The sequence below is a fragment of the Micromonospora sp. PTRAS2 genome, from assembly GCF_054052245.1.
Window position 1 is genome coordinate 211548 of the sequence record NZ_JBSWBU010000002.1, and the last position, 17206, is coordinate 228753.

Here is a 17206-nt window from a genome sequence, read left to right on the forward strand (position 1 = left end):
ACAGGGGGCCCTTCCTTACATCCCCCGCACGGCGCCGACCACCGCCCAGCCGCCGGAGCGCAGTCGCAGCAGCAGGGCCGCCAGCCGGAGCAGCACGAACAGCGTCAGGCCGGCCCAGATGCCGCCGAGACCCAGGTCGAACGCGTACGCCAGCCAGATCGCCGGCAGGAACCCGCCGAGCGCGGCGACGATCGTCAGGTTGCGCAGGTAGCGGACGTCACCCGCGCCGATCAGCACCCCGTCGAGGGCGAACACCACGCCGCCGATCGGCTGCAACGCCACCAGCCACGGCCAGGCGACCGCGGCCTGCCCGCGTACCTGGTCGTCGGAGCTGAACAGGCCGGGCACGACGCCTGCCCCGGCGGCGATGAGCACCGCGAACGCCACGCCGCAGACCGCGCCGAGCAGCGCCATCCGGCGGGCCAGGGCCCGGGCGACGGCGGCGTCGCCGGCACCGAGGGCCGCCCCGACCAGCGCCTGCGCGGCGATCGCGAGGGCGTCGAGCACCAGGGCGGTGAAGAACCACAGTTGTACGGCGATCTGGTGCCCGCCGACGGCCGCCGCCCCGAACCGGGCGGCCACGGCGGTGGCGGACAGGAAACTCGCCTGGAAGGCGACGCCCCGCACCAGCAGGTCCCGGCTGAGCACCAACTGCTGGCGGATCACCCGTAGGCGGGGCCGCAGGGCCACCCGCTCGCGGGCCAGGGCGGCGGCGAACAGGCCGCCGGAGAGGGTCTGCGCCAGCGCGTTCGCCACCGCCGAGCCGGTCAGCCCCCAGCCGACCGGATAGACCAGCAGGACGCAGAGCACCGCGGAGAGCAGGTTGGGGCCGAGCACGAACCACAGCGGCCGGCGGGTGTCCTGCACACCGCGCAGCCAGCCGTTGCCGGCGGCGGCGAGCAGCAGGCCGGGCGCGCCGAGCGCGGCGACCCGCAGCCACCGTGCCGCCGCGTCGGCGACCTCCCCGGGACCGGCGAGCGCCTCGGCCAGCGGGCCCGCGCCGAACTGCATGCCGGCCGCGACCAGCACCCCCACCGCGAGCGCGAGCCAGGACGCCTGCACCCCCTCCGCGACGGCGGCGGAGCGGTCACCGGCGCCGAAGCGGCGGGCCGCCCGTCCGGTGATCCCGTACGCCAGGACGGTGCCCAACCAGGCGATCAGGGTCAGCACGGTGCCGGAGACGGCGAGCGCGGCCAGCGGCACCCGGCCCAGGTGGCCGATGACCGCCGTGTCGACCAGCACGTAGAGCGGCTCGGCGGCGAGCACCACGAGCGCGGGCAGGGCCAGCACGGCGATCCGGCGCGGCGAGGCGACGGCGGACGGGGCGGGGGCGGGTTGAGTCATCGACGCCGATCCTGACACGATCCGGGTAAGGGCTGCAAGACCGACGATTCCTTACTCATGGCCCACGCCCGCCTTCCGGCGGATGCTCGCCGAGGTGGTCGCGGCGCAGGCACGGCCGTTCGGCGGCGGGGTCCGGTTCCGGGGCCGACGCAGCGCGGGGTCGACCGCGGGCCGGGGTGCTCAGCGGGACGGCAGGAGAGCCAGCCAGCGGCGCACCTGGGCGGGGCTGCGCAGCCGGACCACCGGCAGCCCCGGGGCATGGGCGGCCACTGCGGCGAGCACCCGCGGGCGGGACCGGCGCGGATAGCGCACGACGTAGCCGAGGAAGTCGAGGTCGAGGCGCTCGGGGCAGCCGGGGGGCAGATCGGGGCGGCCGGACGAGCGGCGGGCCCAGCGGCGGCGGACGACCCGGGCGAGGCAGAGCGGCCAGGGCAGGTCCACCAGGACGAGCAGGTCGGCGCGGGGCAGCCGCAGGTCGAGGCTGCTGCCGTAGTTGCCGTCCATCACCCAGGCGGGCTCGGCGGCGAGCTCGGCGACGGTGGTGCGCCAGACGGCGTGGTCGGGGGCGATCCACCCGGGCCGCCAGTAGTGCCGGTCGAGGTGGACCAGCGGCAGGTCGAGCCGCCCGGCGACCGCGCGGGCCAGGGTGCTCTTGCCGGCACCGGAGCTGCCGACGACCAGGATCCGCCGCATGACCGACGAGGGTAGCCGGGGCGAGAGGGCTCAGGGGGCGTACCGGTCGGGCGGGACCGGTCGGGCGGTGATGCCGACGGCGCGGGGCGTCGGCGGCATCACCGCCGGTCGACGTGGGTCACTGACGGGTGTCCATCGACGTCTGGAGCGCGCGGCGGGCCTGCTCGCGCGCCTCGTCGGTGTTCTCGGGCTTGGGCTTGCTGGGCATGGTGATTCCCTCCAGGGATGCGGGTCACGGGGACACGGTGGCCCGACGGCCGGTCGTGCTGGACGCCCGTCGGCGGCCCGGGATCACCGGAGCGGCCGGTCTGGACGCGTGCGCCGGGGTCGGTCCGACCCTGGGGGGAGGCGGCGTCGGGTGCGACGCCACCGCCTGCGGACCAGCGCCGCAGCCACGGCACCGATCGATTCCCAAGTTATCGTTCAGGTCCACATGCTGCCCACTGTTCCCGCCATCTGGACGCGACGAGGGCTGCCCGCGAGGTGCCGGCCGGGCACCCGCACCGGCCACCGGGGGAGCACGGTCGGCACCCCGGTCAGCGGGCGAGGAAGTGCCAGCCGAGCCACCACCAGAAGCCGAACAGGCCGATCCGGCCGACGGGGACCGGGCCCACCTCGTATCGCATGACGTAGGCGCAGACGTCGGCCAGCGACGGGATGCGCGAACCCGGGCGGCGGGCCGCCCACTCGACGGCGGCGAAGAGCGCCAGGGCGGTGAGGAAGCCACCGATGGCGAGGGCCCGCATCATCGCCGCACCAGCCCCCAGAACGCGGCCAGCCAGGCGAACCAGGCCGCGGAACGGACCAGCTCGTCCTCCAGCAGGGGGTCGGCCAGCCGGGAGAAGGTGGGGAACTCGTCGCCGACGGCCAGCACGAAGGTGACCCCCTCGAAGACGCCGAACACGGCCACCGGAAGCACCCACCAGACCGCCCCCGCGCCGAGCCGGCGCGGCGCCGGCCGGCGCGGCACCCGGTTGCCCAGGCCCAGCCAGATCAACGCTCCCCCGGTGCCGAGGGTGTAGAGGTTCGCCGAGGCGGAGAACGAGGGCAGTTGCCCGCCGACCAGGGAGAGACAGACCAGCACCGGCACGGTGACCACGGGGCGCTCCCACGCCCGGGTCTCCGCGACGGAGAGCTCGCTCGGGTGCTCCATCCCCCGATTCTCCCCGCCATCACGCAGCGCAGGAAGGCCGACACCCCCCGGAGTCGTCCCTGATCTACGCCTCGATCAGTGCCTTGTCCAGCTCGGCGCGGATGCTGGCCACCACGTCGTCGGCGCTGCCCCGGCCGGTGAAGCCGGCCGCGAACGTGTGGCCGCCGCCGCCGAGGGCGACCGCGACCCGGCTGACGTCCACCGCGCCCTTGCTGCGCATCGAGACGGCCCACTCGTCGGGGCGGACCTGCTTGACCACGCAGCTCACGTCCGCCTCGGCGGTGCACCGCACCGAGTCGATCAGGGCCTCCAGCACGTACGGTCGCTGGTCGTGCCGGGCCAGGTCGTCGAGCGTGGCGTACGTCCAGACCAGGCCGTTGCCCCCGGCCGCCGTGGGCTCCAGGCGGGCCCGGCACATCACCTCGCCGAAGAGCCGCACCGCCCCGAAGGGCCGGGTGTCGAAGACCCGGCGGGAGATGTCGCCGGGGCGGATGCCGGTGGCCAGCAGCCGCGCCGCCAGCTCGTGCACCGCCGGGGTGGTCGCCTCGAACCGGAACGACCCGGTGTCGGTGGTCAGGGCGACGTAGAGGCCCTCGGCGATCCCCGCGTCCAGCCGCACCCCGAGGCGGGCCAGCAGCTCCTCGGCCACCACGGAGGTGGCCGCGGCCCGGGGGTCGACGAGGTTGATCCCGCCGAACCGGGTGTTCGACGCGTGGTGGTCGAGCACCAGCGCCGTGCCGGCCGTGGCGAGCCGGTCGACCAGGCCGCCGAGCCGCGACTCGCTCGCCGCGTCGAAGCAGACGACCAGGTCCGGCGCGGGGTACGCGTCCTCCTCGGGGACCAGCAGGTCGAGGCCCGGCAGCGCGCGGAACGGCTCCGGCACCTCCGGCGGGCCGGGGAAGGTCGCCCGGAGCTGGCGTACGCCGAGCTGGCGCAGCCCCAGCCCGAAGCCGAGCATGCTGCCCAGCGCGTCGCCGTCGGGGTTGACGTGGCAGATCAGCTGGACCTGCGCGTCGGCCGGCAGGTCGCGTACGGCCGCCACGGCCGCCGCCCAGTCGGCCTCCCCGGGCCCGGTGCCGGCCGCCCCGGCCGCCGGGTCGGTCACGGCCGGTCCGCGCCGCGCGGTGCGTCGGAGCCGGCGGCGGAGCCCGCGACCTCGTCGGCCTCGTCGTCGGCCTCGTCGGAGTCCTCGTCGAGCCGGTACGGCTGGGCGTCGCCGGCGTACTTGGCCTGGGCGGCGAGGCGCTGCACCTCGGCGTCGGCGTGGCGGGCCGCCGCGAGCAGGTCGTCGATCTGCTTGACCTGGTCCTGCACGTCGTCGAGGACGAACGTCAGGCTCGGCGAGTGGCGCAGCCCGAGGGCCTTGCCGACCGTGCTGCGCAGCATCCCCTTGGCGCTCTCCAGCGCCGCCGCCGTGCTGGACTGGGCCGCCGCGTCACCGAGGACGGTGTAGAACACCGTGGCGTCGCGCAGATCGGCGGTGATCCGGGCGTCGGTGATGGTGATCATGCCGAGCCGCGGGTCCTTGATCTGGCTCCGCACCACCGACGCGACCAGTTCGCGAATGCGCTCCGCGTGCCGGCGTACCTTGGCCGGATCCGTCATCTCGCCCACCTCCACGGCGTCGGACTTCCGGTCGGATCCGGCGGCGCGGGGCGCCGCCGGATCCGACCGGCCAACAGTTCGAACATTACCTTCGCGATCGGGCCGGCCGCCGGTGCAGGGCGGCACCGCCGCACGGTCAGTCGTCGTCGCCGTACAGGCGTCGGCGGACCGACAGCAGCTCGACCTCCGGGCGGCCCGCCACGAGGCGCTCGCAGGAGTCGAGCACCTCGCGCACGTGCGCGCCCTCCGCGGCCACCACGGCCACGGCTATCTCCGCCCGACCGTGCAGGTCGAGCGCCCCCACCTCGGCGGCCGACACCTCGAAGCGGCGCAGCGCCGCCACGATCGGCCGTACGTAGGATCTCTTGGTTTTGAGCGACCGGGAGTCGCCCGGCAGCAGCAGGTCGAAGACCACGGTTCCGGTGAACATCGCCCCGGACGATACCCGCGGTGACCCCCGCATGATCAAGGGGTTTACGCCGTTGCGGGCGTAAACCCCTCGATCAGTGCGTCGGACGCGTCAGGCGCGCGGCTTCTCCCGCATCTCGAAGGTCTCGATGACGTCGCCGACCTGGACGTTGTTGTAACCGCCCAGCGTCAGACCACACTCGAAGCCCTCGCGGACCTCCGTCGCGTCGTCCTTGAACCGCTTGAGGGAGCTGATCGTGAGGTTGTCCGCCACGACCGACCCGTCCCGCAGCAGCCGCGCCTTGGCGTTGCGGCGGATGATGCCCGACCGGACGATACAGCCGGAGATGTTGCCGACCTTGGACGAGCGGAACACGTCGCGGATCTCCGCGCTGCCCAGCTCGACCTCCTCGTACTCCGGCTTGAGCAGCCCCTTGAGCGCGGCGTCGATCTCCTCGATGGCCTGGTAGATGACGGTGTAGTACCGGATCTCCACGCCCTCGCGGTCGGCGATCTCGCGGACCTTGTTGGCGGCCCGCACGTTGAAGCCGATGATCGTGACCGCCTCGGACGAGGCGCTCGCGAGCATGACGTCGCTCTCGGTGATCGCGCCCACGCCCCGGTGGATGATCCGGAGCTGGACCTCCTCGGGGATGTCGAGGTTGAACAGCGCGTCCTCGAGCGCCTCCACGGAACCGGAGACGTCGCCCTTGAGCACCAGGTTGAGCGAGGTCTTCTCGCCCTCCTTGAGCTGCTCCATGAGCGTCTCGAGGGTGGCCCGGCCGCGGGAGTTGGCGAAGGACGCCGCCCGCCGCCGTGCCTGCCGCTGCTCGGCGATCTGCCGCACCGTGCGGTCGTCGGCCGCCGCGAGGAAGGTGTCGCCCGCCCCGGGGACCGCGGTGAGACCGAGCACCAGCACCGGACGGGCGGGGCCCGCCTCGGCGACCTGGTTGCCGTTCTCGTCGAGCATCGCCCGGACCCGGCCGTGCGCCCCACCGGCGACGATCGAGTCGCCCGCCCGCAGGGTGCCCTTCTGCACCAGCACCGTCGCCACCGCGCCCCGGCCCTTGTCCAGGTGGGCCTCGATGGCCACACCCTGCGCCGGCCCGTCGATCGGAGCGGTGAGCTCCAGCGACGCGTCGGCGGTGAGCAGGACGGCCTCGAGCAGCTCGTCGATGCCGATGCCCGGCTTCGCGGCCACGTTGACGAACATGGTGTCGCCGCCGTACTCCTCGGCGACCAGCCCGTACTCGGTCAGCTGCTGGCGGACCTTGTCGGGGTTGGCCTCCGGCTTGTCGACCTTGTTGACCGCCACCACGATCGGCACGTCCGCCGCCTTGGCGTGGTTGAGCGCCTCGATCGTCTGCGGCATCACGCCGTCGTCGGCCGCCACCACCAGGACCACGATGTCCGTGACCTGGGCACCACGGGCACGCATGGCGGTGAACGCCTCGTGACCCGGGGTGTCGATGAAGGTGACCGCCCGGTCCTCGCCCTCGTGCGGGACGTGGACCTGGTAGGCGCCGATGTGCTGGGTGATGCCACCGGCCTCGCCCGCGACCACGTTCGCCTTGCGGATCGCGTCGAGCAGCTTGGTCTTACCGTGGTCGACGTGACCCATGACGGTCACGACCGGCGCACGGCTGACCAGGCGGTCCTCCGCGACCTCGGCGTCGAGGTCGATGTTGAACTGCGCGAGCAGCTCGCGGTCCTCGTCCTCCGGGCTGACGATCTGCACGTCGAAGCCGAGGTGCTCACCCAGCAGCAGCAGGGTCTCGTCGGAGCAGGACTGGGTCGCGGTGACCATCTCGCCCAGGTTGAACATCTCCTGGACCAGCGAACCCGGGTTGGCGTTGATCTTGTCGGCGAAGTCCGACAGCGACGCGCCACGGGAGAGCCGGACGACCTGACCCTGACCCCGGGGGGCACCCGAGCTCATGGTCGGGGCCGACAGGTTGTCGAACTCCTGTCTGCGCTGCTTCTTGGACTTGCGACCCCGCGTCGGCTTGCCGCCCGGACGCCCGAAGGCACCCGCGGCGCCGCCGCCACGGCCGCGACCGCCACCACCCGGACGGCCACCGCCGCCGGCCGGGCCACCCGGCCGGAAACCGCCACCGGCGCCGGGGGCACCGCCGCCGCCACCGGGACCGCCACGGTAGCCACCGCCACCGCCGCCGCCACCGGGACCGCCGCGGAAGCCACCGCCACCGCCGCCGCCACCGGGACCGCCGCGGAAGCCACCGCCGCCACCGGGACGACCGGCTCCGCCGCCACCGCCGGGACGACCCGCGCCGGGGCCACCGGGGCCACCGGGCCGGCCGGGACGCTGGCTCGGCATGGAGGCCGGGCTGGGCCGGGGCGGCATGGAGGCCGGGCTCGGCCGCGGCGGCATCCCCGCCGGGCTGGGCCGGGGGCCACCGGCACCGGCGGCCGGGGGCCGCTGCTGCTGCTGACCGCCCTGGATGCCGAACGGGTTGTTACCGGCGCCGCGCGCCGGCGGACGACCGCCCGGCCGGGCGCCGGGGCCCTGGCCCTGACCCGGGCCACCGGGGCGACCGGCGGCCGGGGAACCCGGGCGGGGCGGCATCGCGCCCGGACCGGGACGCGGGCCGGGACGGGGACCGCCCTCCGCCGGAGGCTCCCGGCGGACGTTCTCACGCTGCTGCTGGCGGGCGGCCTGGGCGGCCTTGACCGCAGCCTCCTGCTCGGCCTTCAGCGCGGCGGCGCGCGCCTCGGCGGCGGCCACCTCGATGTCGTGGGCACTCGCCGGCTTGGCGACCGGGGTCGCCGGCTGCGGCGGGCCGGGGACCGGGCCCTTGGGCTTCGGTCCGGGGGTCGGCGGGCCGGGCCGCCGGGGCGGCATCGGCTTCGCCGTGACCCGGGGGGCACCCGGGGTCGGGGACGGCGTCGGAGTCGGGGTCGACGTCGGGCTCTGGTTGGCCGCCGAAGGGGCGGACGGCGCCGGCGAGCCGGCGGAGGCGACGAAGGCGTTGCGCAGCCGACGGGCGACGGGCGCCTCGACGGTGCTGGACGCGGACTTCACGAACTCGCCCATTTCCTTCAGCTTGGCGAGAACTGTCTTACTTTCGACCCCGAGCTCCTTGGCAAGCTCGTGTACGCGGGCCTTACCTGCCACTGCACTCCTCACTCCGAGGTCGTGCGGGCAGCACCCGCAGCGACCTCACTCCTGCACTTGAAGCCTGGTCATTTCAGGGACTTCATCGTGTGCTCATGTCGGTCGTCCTACCTTGCTAGCGACCCTCGCCCGGTCGGGATGACCGGACGTAGTGGTTGGCGCATCGACGTGCTCGGCCAGCACACCGTGGTCGACGACCCCGGTGACGCGCAACGCGCGCCCGAAGGCACGGCGGCGCACTGCCAGCGCGAAGCAGGCCGGATCCGGGTGCATGTTCGCTCCCCGACCCGGCAGCCTGCGAGCCGGATCGGGCCGGAGGCTGTGACCAGCCTCGTCGCCGACCGCGACGATCCGCAGCAATTCGCTGGCCGGCGCACGTCGCCGGCAGCCCACACAGGTGCGCTCCGGCAGCGCGCGTCGTACCACTGGAAGAAGTCTACCCCTAGCTGCCCGAGATCGCGCCGCCCGGCTCCCGGACGTGATCAGCCCCGCCCCGCGCGGCCGTCGTCGCCTGCTCCGCGTCCGAGCGGATGTCGATCCGCCAACCGGTCAATCGGGCGGCAAGCCGGGCATTCTGCCCCTCCCGGCCGATCGCGAGGGAGAGCTGGAAGTCCGGCACGGTCACCCGGGCCGTCCGGGTGGCCAGGTCGACCACCTCGACCCGCAGCGCCTTGGCCGGCGAGAGCGCGTTGCCGACGAAGGTCGCCGGATCGTCCGACCAGTCGATGATGTCGATCTTCTCGCCGTGCAGCTCGCTCATCACGGCGCGGACCCGCTGCCCCATCGGGCCGATGCAGGCACCCTTGGCGTTGACGCCCGGCGTGGTGGAACGCACCGCGATCTTCGTGCGGTGGCCGGCCTCCCGGGCGATGGCCCCGATCTCCACGGTGCCGTCGGCGATCTCCGGCACCTCCAGGGCAAACAGCTTCTTCACCAGCGCCGGGTGGGACCGGGACAGGGTGATCTGGGGGCCGCGCATGCCCTTGGCGACATGCACCACGACGCAGCGGATCCGCTCGCCGTGGGCGTACCGCTCGCCGGGGACCTGCTCCGACTGCGGCAGCACGCCCTCCAGCTTGCCCAGGTCGACGCTGACGATGCCCTTCTCGCTGCGCGCCTCGTGCGCCTGCACCACGCCGGTGACCAGGTCGCCGTCGCGGCCGACGTACTCGCCGAAGTGCACCTCGTCGGTGGCCTCCCGCAGCCGCTGGAGGATCACCTGCTTGGCGGTCATGGCCGCGATCCGGCCGAAGTCGTGCGGGGTGTCGTCCCACTCCCGCACCACCGTGCCGTCGTCGTCCAGCTCCTGGGCGTAGACCAGGGCCGCGCCGGTCTTGCGGTCGATCTCGACCCGGGCGTGCGGCTCGGCCCCGTCGGTGTGCCGGTAGGCGGTCAGCAGCGCGGTCTCGATCGCCGCGAGGATCGTGTCGAACGGGATCTCCCGCTCGCGCTCGAGTGCGCGCAGCGCCGCGAGGTCGATGTTCACCTCTCCTCGTCCTCCACATCATCTTCGTCGTCGATGTCTGAGCTGTCGCCGGACTCGTCGTCGGCGATCTCGTCGAGCTCGTCGTCGGCCACCTCGTCGAGGCGGTGGAACTCCACCTGCACCCGGCCGGGGCCGAGCTCGGCGTGGGCGAACTCCGCGCGGCCGGAGTCGGTCTCCAGCACCACGCGCTCGTCGTCGGCCTCGACCACCCGGCCGGTGACCTGCCGGTCGCCGGCGGGCTGCTCGGCGCGCTGCCCGGGCAGCGGGGCCCGGACCGTCACCTTCACCAGCCGGCCGACGTTGCGCCGCCAGTGCCGGGGCAGGGTGAGCGGGCGGTCCACCCCGGGGGAGCTGACCTCCAGCTGGTATTCGCCCGCCAGGATGTCGCCGCCGGACTCCTCGGCCGCGTCGAGCGCGGCGGAGACGGCCCGGGAGACGTCGGCGACGGCGTCCAGGCTGATCCCGCCGTCGGCGTCGACGATGACCCGCACCACGTGCCGGCGGCCGGCCCGGGAGACGGAGACGTCCTCCAGGTCGTACCCGGCCCCGTTGACCACCGGCTCGATCACCGCGCGCAACCGCGACCGCCGCGCGGCGAGGTCCACCCGGGGGCCGCCGACGCGGTCACCACCACGAGGGCCGTCGGCGCGTCGGGGTCTCCCCGTCGGCCCCGTCGACCTGGTGGTACGGCCCCGTTGCGTCATCTGGCGCACCCCTTCGTGAACGACGACGCCCGGTCGGGACGCCATGCCGGCACGCCACCGGGGCAGACGCGCCGGTGGCTGCGCAGAGCGTAACGCGCCTGCGGCGCGGCGGGCCGGGCGGCGCACCGACGCCCCTGACCCACGTGTCCGCTCCGATGGTGTTGACTTGTCCGGTGGCAAGGCGCAGAACGACACCGCACGACCGAGCACTCGGGCATTCCCGGCGAAACCTCCTGCGCGCGGGCGCGCTCCTGGCGCTCGGCGCGGCCGTCGCGCCGCTGACCGGCTGCGACCTTCTCGACCGGGGCGACCGGCTGGACCAGGCCCCCGACCCGCTCGAACCCCTCGCCACGCAGGCCCGCGAGCTGGCCGCCCGGCACCGCGCCGCCCTGGCCGCCGACCCGGGCCTGGCCCCGCTGCTCACCCCGATCGCCGACGCCCACGAGGCGCACGCCGCCGAACTGGCGAAGCTGACGGGCCGCCTGGCCGCCTCGCCTGGGCCGTCGCCGGAGGCCACCACCGGCGACCGGGCGGCGGTGCTGGCCGCGTTGCGCGAGGCCGAGCAGGGTGGGCGCGAGGCGGCCGCGAAGCTCTGTGCCGAGGCCCCGGCCGACCGGGCCGCCCTGGTGGGCTCGATCGCCGCCGCGCGGGCGACCCACGTGGAGGCGCTGAAGTGAGACACCGCCAGGCACCGTCCGGCCCGGCCGAGGCCCTGGGCGGCGCGCTCACCGCCGAGTACGCCGCGGTCTGGGCGTACGGGGTGATCGGGGTGCGCCTCGCCGACGCCGCCCGCACGGCCGCCCGCCGCGCCGAGGCGGCGCACCGGTCCCGGCGGGACGCGCTGGTGCTCCAGCTCAGCGCGGCCGGCGGCACCGTCCCCGCCGACAAGGCCGGATACACGCTGCCGTTCCCCGTCACCGACACCGCGAGCGCGCTGCGGCTGGCGGTGGAGGTGGAGGAACGCACCGCCGCCTTCTGGCGCGCGGCGCTGCCGCACACCGCGGGCGAGGACCGCAACCGGGCCCTCGCGGCGCTGACCGACTGCGCGGTCCGGGCCACCCGGTGGCGGCGCACCGCCGGGGTGACTCCCGTCACCGTGGCCTTCCCCGGCCGCCCCACCTGACCGCGCTGACCGGGACCGCAGCGTTTGCGCTGGTCGCCCCGGCGGGACCCGCGATTGCGGGCGGCATACCAGGTATGCATACTTCGGAGCCATGTCCATCCGTCACGGCCTGCTCGCGCTCCTCGAACGCGGCCAGATGTACGGCTACCAGCTCCGGGCCGCGTTCGAGGAGTCGACGGGCTCGACCTGGCCGCTGAACATCGGGCAGGTCTACACCACCCTCTCCCGGCTGGAGCGGGACGGGCTGGTCCGGCCGCTGCCGGAGAGCGAGGCGGGACAGCGACCGTACGAGATCACCGATGCCGGGCGGGCGGACCTGGCGCTGTGGTTCGCGACCCCGATCAGCCGCACCGACCGCCCCCGCGACGAGCTGGCGATCAAGCTCGCCCTGGCCCTGACCACCCCGGGGGTCGACGTGCGGGCGGTGGTGCAGACCCAGCGCACCGCGACCATGCGGGCGTTGCAGGAGTTCACCCGGTTGAAGTACGCCAGCGACCGCCCCGAGGACCTGCCCTGGCGGCTGGTGCTGGACGCGATGGTGTTCCAGGCCGAGGCGGAGATCCGCTGGCTGGACCACTGCGAGACGAGCCTCGTCCGGCACCGGCCCGCCCCCGGGCCCGGCGGGCGGGCCGGTCCGGGGCGGCCGGCGGAGGCGGACCGGGACGGCGAGGAGGCGCGGCGATGAGCGGGACGGGCGGCGCGCCGACGACCCGCCCCGACCCGCCCGACCCGCACCACGGCCCCGGCGGCCCGGCGGACCAGGGCAGGCCCGTCGACCGGGCCGGCCCCGACGCGGCCGCCCGCCCCGGCGACGACCCGCACGGGCCGGCGACCACGGCCGTGCTCGACGTCCGCGACGTGCACCGCACCCACGGCAGCGGCGACGCCGCCGTGCACGCCCTGCGCGGGGTGAGTCTCACCGTCGCCCCCGGCGAGCTGGTCGCGGTGATGGGCCCCTCCGGCTCCGGGAAGTCCACCCTGCTCGCCCTCGCCGGCGGCCTGGACGGCCCGACCGCGGGCGAGATCCGCGTCGAGGGGCAGGCGCTCGGCGCGCTGGACCCCCGCGCGCTGGCCCGGCTGCGCCGCCGGCGGATCGGCTACATCTTCCAGAACCTGAACCTGCTGGGCAGCCTCACCGCCGCCGAGAACGTCGCGCTCCCCCTCGAACTCGACGGCGTCGGCGTACGCCAGGGGCGGCGGGCGGCCCGGGCGGCGCTCGCCGAGGTGGGCCTCGCCGAGCTGGGCGACCGCTTCCCCGACCAGCTCTCCGGCGGGCAGCAGCAGCGGGTGGCCATCGCCCGGGCCCTGGTCGGCGAGCGGCGGCTCGTGCTGGCCGACGAGCCGACCGGCGCGCTGGACTCGCAGACCGGCGAGGCGGTGCTGCGCCTGCTGCGCCGCCGGGTCGACGCGGGGGCCGCCGCCGTCCTGGTCACCCACGAGGCCCGGCACGCGGGCTGGGCCGACCGGGTGGTGTTCCTGCGCGACGGGGTGATGGTGGACTCGACGGCCCCGCTGGGCAGTGTCGAGCAGCTGCTGGCCGGCAGCGGTCGGTGAACAGCGCGCGCCACCCCGCCCGCGTACGGCGGTTGCTGGCGGCGCTGCGCTCGTGGCGGGCCGCGCTGCGCATCGCCCGGCGGGAGGCGCGCCGGGCCCGTGGCCGGACCGCGCTGGTGCTCGCGATGATCACTCTGCCGGTGCTGGGGCTGGCCCTCTCCGCCGTCAGCTACGACATGGCGGAGCTGAGCCGGGCCGAGCGGATCGACCGGCGGCTCGGGGCCGCCGACGCGGAGCTGCGCTGGGTCGCCGAGGGCCCGGTGGCGCAGGACGCCTGGGGCGACACCACCTACCAGCGCGACGGCGTGCCGGGGCGGAGCCGCCCGGTCACCGCCGACGAGCTGACCGCCCTGCTGCCGGCCGGGAGCCGCGTCGCCGAGGTCCGCTGGTGGGTGCCGTTCGAGGCCCGCGCCGGGGGCCGGCGCGAGACGGTCGACGGGCGGCTGCTGGACCTGACCGACCCGCTGCTGCGGGGGCAGGGCCGGGTGCTCGCCGGCCGCCCCCCGACCGGGGCCGACGAGGTCGGGCTCAACCGCGCGGCGCTGCGTCGGCTGCGCGCGGGCCTCGGCGACCGGATCGCCCCGGCCGACGGGTCGGCCGAGCGGACCGTGGTCGGGGTGGTGGAGTTCCCCGACAACCTGCGGCCCACCGTTGCGCTGCCCCCCACGAATCAACCGGGCGACCCGCGCGGCGAGTCGAGCTGGCTCGTCGACCTGCCGGCCGACGCCGGCCCCGGGCTGACCGAGCGGCTCAACGCGCGCGGGATCGTGGTGGTCGCCCGCACCCCGGCGCCGCACCCCACGGCGGAGCCCGGCACCACGAGCATCGCGCCCACCGCCGAGGACACCGGCACCGCGCTGCTGGTGGCCGGCCTCGGCCTGCTCGAGGTGGTGCTGCTCGTGGGGCCGGCGTTCGCCGTCGGCGTGCGGCGTCGCCGCCGCGACCTCGCCCTGGTCGCGGTGGCCGGCGGCGACGCCGCGCACCTGCGCCGCATCGTGCTGGCCGACGGGGTGGTGCTGGGCTGCGCGGGGGCCGCCGCCGGGCTGGCGCTGGGCGTCGCCGGCGCGTTCGCGGCCCGGCCGCTCATCGAGGAGTACGTCTTCGGGGCGCGCTTCGGGGCGTACCGCGTCTTCCCGGCCGCGCTGGCGGCGATCGCCGTCGTCGCGGTGCTGGCCGGGGTGCTCGCGGCCCTGGCGCCGGCCTGGACCGCCGCGCGGCAGGACGTGGTGGCCGGGCTGGCCGGGCGACGCAGCGCGCCGGAGCACCGGCGGCGCTGGCCGCTGATCGGGGCGCTGCTGGCCGTCGTCGGCGTGGCGGTGGCCGCCCTCGGGGCCACCCGGGGTGTCACGGTCGTGCTCTTCGCCGGGGTGGTCCTGGGCGAGCTCGGGCTGGTCTTCGTCACCCCGACGCTGGTCGGGGTGCTCGCCCGGGCCGGCCGGTGGTTGCCGCTCGCGCCCCGGATCGCGCTGCGCGACGCCAGCCGCAACCGTTCCTCGGCCGCGCCGGCGATCTCGGCGGTGATGGCCGCGGTCGCCGGCAGCGTCGCCCTCGGCGTCTACGTGGCCAGCGACAGCGCCCGCACCGACGCCAGCTACCTGCCGGCCATGCCGTACGGGCACGCCATGGTCATCGGCCCCGGCGACGGGACGCCGCTGCCGCCGGTGCCCCGGGTCGCCGAGATGGTCGCCGCGACGCTGCCGGGCAGCACGGTGGCCCGGGTCGACGCCCCGGCCTGCCCCGCCCCGTTCGGCGACGGCGAGTGGTGCGACGTCCGGGTGGAACTGCCGGCCGGGCGGGCCTGCCCGTACCAGGTGGAGCAGTTGCGCGACGCGGCCGTGCGGGCCCGCGCCCGCAGCGACCCGCGCTGCAGCGGGTGGGTGGAGGGCGGATACCCGACGGGCTACTCCGTGCCCGTCTCGGTCGACGACGGCGACGCGCTGGCGGCGCTGACCGGGGCCGGTCCCGAGGAGGTGGCCGCCGCCCGGCGGGTGCTGGCGGCCGGCGGCGCGGTCGTCACCGACGAGCGGTATCTCCTCGCCGGCCGGCTCACCCTCACGGCGACCCGGGTGGGGGACGCCCCGGAGCCCGCGGTGATCGGGACCGCCACCGTCCCCGGGTACGCGCTGCGCGGCGGCGTCGGGGTGGACCAGCTCACGGTGTCCCGCGCCGCCGCCGCCCGGCTCGGGCTCGACACCCGCCAGATCGGGTACGCGGTGGCCACCGCCGCCGCACCGACCACCGCCCAGCAGGACCGCCTCGACGTCGAGCTGCGCCGGCTCGGCCGGCTCGACGTGATCGTCGAGCGGGGGACGTGGGGCAGCGACGAGCGGTCGCTGCTGCTGGTGCTGGCCGTCGGCTCCGGCCTGATCACGGTGGGCGCGGCGGCGGTCGCCACCGGCCTCGCCGCCGCCGAGGGGCGCGCGGACCTGTCCACCCTCGGTGCCGTGGGCGCCAGCCCCCGGATGCGGCGGGTGCTCTCGCTGTGCCAGGCCGGGGTGATCGCCGTGCTCGGCTCGGCGCTGGGCATCGTGGTCGGGCTGGGCACGGCGGTGATCATCCTGGTCGCCCTGAACCGCCGGATCGCCGCGGCCTGGCCGGTGCAGGAGCCGTACCCGATCCTGGTCCCGTGGCTCACGCTGGGCGTGCTGGTGGTGGTGCCGCTGGTGGCGATGGCCGGCGCGGCCCTGTTCACCCGGTCCCGGCTGGCCGTGGAGCGCCGCCTCGACTGACCGCCGCCCAGGCGGCACACTGGCCGCGTGTCCGCTATCGGTACCCTGACCCGCCGCCTCGGCCATCACCGCTGGTTCGGCGCCACGATCCGGCTGCTCGTCCCCGTCGACCGGGCGGTCGGCCGGCTCACCAAAGGACGGGTGGTCGCGCTGGGCCTGGTCCCCTCGCTGGTCATCACCACCACCGGCCGTCGCTCGGGCCTGCCGCGCAGCAACCCCCTGCTGTACGTGCCGGACGGCGACGCCTTCGTGGTGGTCGGCTCCAACTGGGGGCAGCAGCACCAGCCCGCCTGGGCGCTGAACCTGCTCGCCGACCCGACCGCCGAGGTCGACGTGCGGGGGCGACGACTGGCGGTGCGGGCCGAGGTGGCCACCGGCGCGGAACGTGACCGGCTCTGGAGGCTGCTGACCACCGAGTGGCCGGCGTACGAGACGTACGTCGAGCGGGCCGGCGGGCGGGAGATCCGGGTCTTCCGCCTGGTGCCCCGCTGACCGGGCCGGCACCGGGCGCGGCGGACCGGGCGGTCCCGCCGCCGGTTGACTAGGGTGGGGCCGCGTGGAGCCTTACCAGGACGACCCCCGGTGGTCGGTGGCGGAGCGGGTCGCCGCGGCGGCCCGGCGGCGCTTCCCGGCCGACGTCCTGGCCGTGGCGGTGCACGGCCCGCTGGCCCACGGCGACGACGACGGCGGCGGGGACGGCGAGGTCGGGCTGCTGATCGCCACCTACCGGCCCGGCACGGGGCCGCGACCGGCGACCCGTCGGGTGGACGGCGTGCTGGTCGACCTGACCGTCACGGCCGCCGACGACCACCTGGAGCGGGCCCGGTCGATCACGGCGTTGTGGCCGCTGGTCGCCGACCGGTACGTCACCACCCGGGCGCTGCACGACCCGACCGGCTGGTTGCCGGCCCTGCGCGACGAGCACCTGGCCACGCTCGCCCGGGCCCGGCCGGCGGAGTTCACCGGCGCTGCCCGGCAGGCGTGGTACAGGGGCTGCGCCGCGCACGCCCGGGCCGCCCGGCTCGCGCAGTGGTACGAGACGGACCAGGCGCTGCTGATGCTCGGCGAGGCCCGGCTCGCGGCGGCCACGGTCAACGGGCTGCTCGGCCGCACCTACTTCCGGGACCCGGGCGACGCGGTGCGCCGCACCGGCCTGGCCGGGGCGGACATGACCGAGGTCGGCGCGGTGCTGGCCCGGCAGGCCGAGGAGCTGGCCGCCCGGGGCCGCCCCGTGGACGGCACCGTCGACGACCTCCTCGCCGGCTGACCGG

The 17206-nt window shown here is 76.0% G+C and carries 18 protein-coding genes; 7 read left to right on the forward strand and 11 right to left on the reverse strand.

The features are described from left to right. Positions 1–15 precede the first annotated feature (15 nt). From ACVMYR_RS06890 to rimP, 11 genes are all read right to left on the reverse strand, one after another. Positions 16–1344 (reverse strand): MATE family efflux transporter, encoded by a 1329-nt coding sequence (locus ACVMYR_RS06890; RefSeq protein ID WP_077936702.1) that lies wholly within the window; start codon positions 1342–1344, stop codon positions 16–18. A 180-nt stretch (positions 1345–1524) separates the two neighbouring features. Beyond that, the gene (locus ACVMYR_RS06895; RefSeq protein ID WP_457121372.1) at positions 1525–2037 is read right to left on the reverse strand and encodes an AAA family ATPase; all 513 of its coding nucleotides are present in this window, start codon (positions 2035–2037) and stop codon (positions 1525–1527) included. Between the two features lie 536 nt (positions 2038–2573). After that, the gene (locus ACVMYR_RS06900; RefSeq protein WP_176734147.1) at positions 2574–2783 is read right to left on the reverse strand and encodes a DUF6186 family protein; all 210 of its coding nucleotides are present in this window, start codon (positions 2781–2783) and stop codon (positions 2574–2576) included. Further along, entirely contained in the window at positions 2783–3190 is a 408-nt protein-coding gene (locus ACVMYR_RS06905; protein ID WP_043962414.1) for a hypothetical protein, read from the reverse strand. Before ACVMYR_RS06905 ends, ACVMYR_RS06900 begins: the two co-directional genes overlap by 1 nt. Before the next feature lie 64 nt (positions 3191–3254). Then, complete coding sequence (locus ACVMYR_RS06910; protein WP_043962413.1) at positions 3255–4295, reverse strand: DHH family phosphoesterase; 1041 nt, start codon at positions 4293–4295, stop codon at positions 3255–3257. Beyond that, on the reverse strand, positions 4292–4795 hold the full coding sequence (rbfA, locus tag ACVMYR_RS06915; RefSeq protein WP_457121373.1) for a 30S ribosome-binding factor RbfA: 504 nt from the start codon (positions 4793–4795) through the stop codon (positions 4292–4294). Before rbfA ends, ACVMYR_RS06910 begins: the two co-directional genes overlap by 4 nt. Positions 4796–4931: 136 nt before the next feature. Continuing rightward, positions 4932–5225, reverse strand: a complete 294-nt coding sequence (locus ACVMYR_RS06920) for a DUF503 domain-containing protein (RefSeq protein ID WP_043962412.1) — start codon at positions 5223–5225, stop codon at positions 4932–4934. Between the two features lie 90 nt (positions 5226–5315). After that, positions 5316–8339: a translation initiation factor IF-2 gene (gene infB / locus ACVMYR_RS06925; RefSeq protein WP_228987082.1), complete on the reverse strand. Its 3024-nt coding sequence runs from the start codon at positions 8337–8339 to the stop codon at positions 5316–5318. A 93-nt stretch (positions 8340–8432) separates the two neighbouring features. Next, positions 8433–8765, reverse strand: coding sequence for a YlxR family protein (locus ACVMYR_RS06930; RefSeq protein WP_077936697.1), 333 nt, complete (start codon positions 8763–8765; stop codon positions 8433–8435). 16 nt (positions 8766–8781) lie between these two features. Continuing rightward, the gene (nusA, locus tag ACVMYR_RS06935; RefSeq protein WP_043962410.1) at positions 8782–9825 is read right to left on the reverse strand and encodes a transcription termination factor NusA; all 1044 of its coding nucleotides are present in this window, start codon (positions 9823–9825) and stop codon (positions 8782–8784) included. Continuing rightward, on the reverse strand, positions 9822–10529 hold the full coding sequence (rimP, locus tag ACVMYR_RS06940; protein WP_457121374.1) for a ribosome maturation factor RimP: 708 nt from the start codon (positions 10527–10529) through the stop codon (positions 9822–9824). The genes nusA and rimP overlap by 4 nt, the downstream gene beginning before the upstream one ends. Before the next feature lie 173 nt (positions 10530–10702). Between rimP and ACVMYR_RS06945 the strand changes: the two genes are divergently transcribed. The 7 genes from ACVMYR_RS06945 (at position 10703) to ACVMYR_RS06975 (ending at position 17202) form a co-directional block, all read left to right on the forward strand. Next, positions 10703–11206 (forward strand): hypothetical protein, encoded by a 504-nt coding sequence (locus tag ACVMYR_RS06945; protein ID WP_457121375.1) that lies wholly within the window; start codon positions 10703–10705, stop codon positions 11204–11206. Further along, positions 11203–11652 (forward strand): ferritin-like domain-containing protein, encoded by a 450-nt coding sequence (locus tag ACVMYR_RS06950; protein WP_431893836.1) that lies wholly within the window; start codon positions 11203–11205, stop codon positions 11650–11652. Before ACVMYR_RS06945 ends, ACVMYR_RS06950 begins: the two co-directional genes overlap by 4 nt. A 91-nt stretch (positions 11653–11743) precedes the next feature. Further along, positions 11744–12337, forward strand: a complete 594-nt coding sequence (locus ACVMYR_RS06955; RefSeq protein ID WP_043962407.1) for a PadR family transcriptional regulator — start codon at positions 11744–11746, stop codon at positions 12335–12337. Beyond that, positions 12334–13206 carry an ABC transporter ATP-binding protein gene (locus ACVMYR_RS06960; RefSeq protein WP_431893838.1) on the forward strand — a complete coding sequence of 291 codons (873 nt, stop codon included), beginning with the start codon at positions 12334–12336 and terminating at the stop codon, positions 13204–13206. Before ACVMYR_RS06955 ends, ACVMYR_RS06960 begins: the two co-directional genes overlap by 4 nt. Continuing rightward, the gene (locus ACVMYR_RS06965; RefSeq protein WP_457121376.1) at positions 13203–15935 is read left to right on the forward strand and encodes an FtsX-like permease family protein; all 2733 of its coding nucleotides are present in this window, start codon (positions 13203–13205) and stop codon (positions 15933–15935) included. The genes ACVMYR_RS06960 and ACVMYR_RS06965 overlap by 4 nt, the downstream gene beginning before the upstream one ends. 27 nt (positions 15936–15962) lie before the next feature. Further along, on the forward strand, positions 15963–16427 hold the full coding sequence (locus ACVMYR_RS06970; RefSeq protein WP_396730716.1) for a nitroreductase/quinone reductase family protein: 465 nt from the start codon (positions 15963–15965) through the stop codon (positions 16425–16427). Positions 16428–16491: 64 nt separating this feature from the next. Then, a complete protein-coding gene (locus ACVMYR_RS06975) occupies positions 16492–17202 on the forward strand; it encodes a hypothetical protein (RefSeq protein WP_077936691.1) in 711 nt (236 codons plus the stop codon). Positions 17203–17206: the final 4 nt, after the last annotated feature.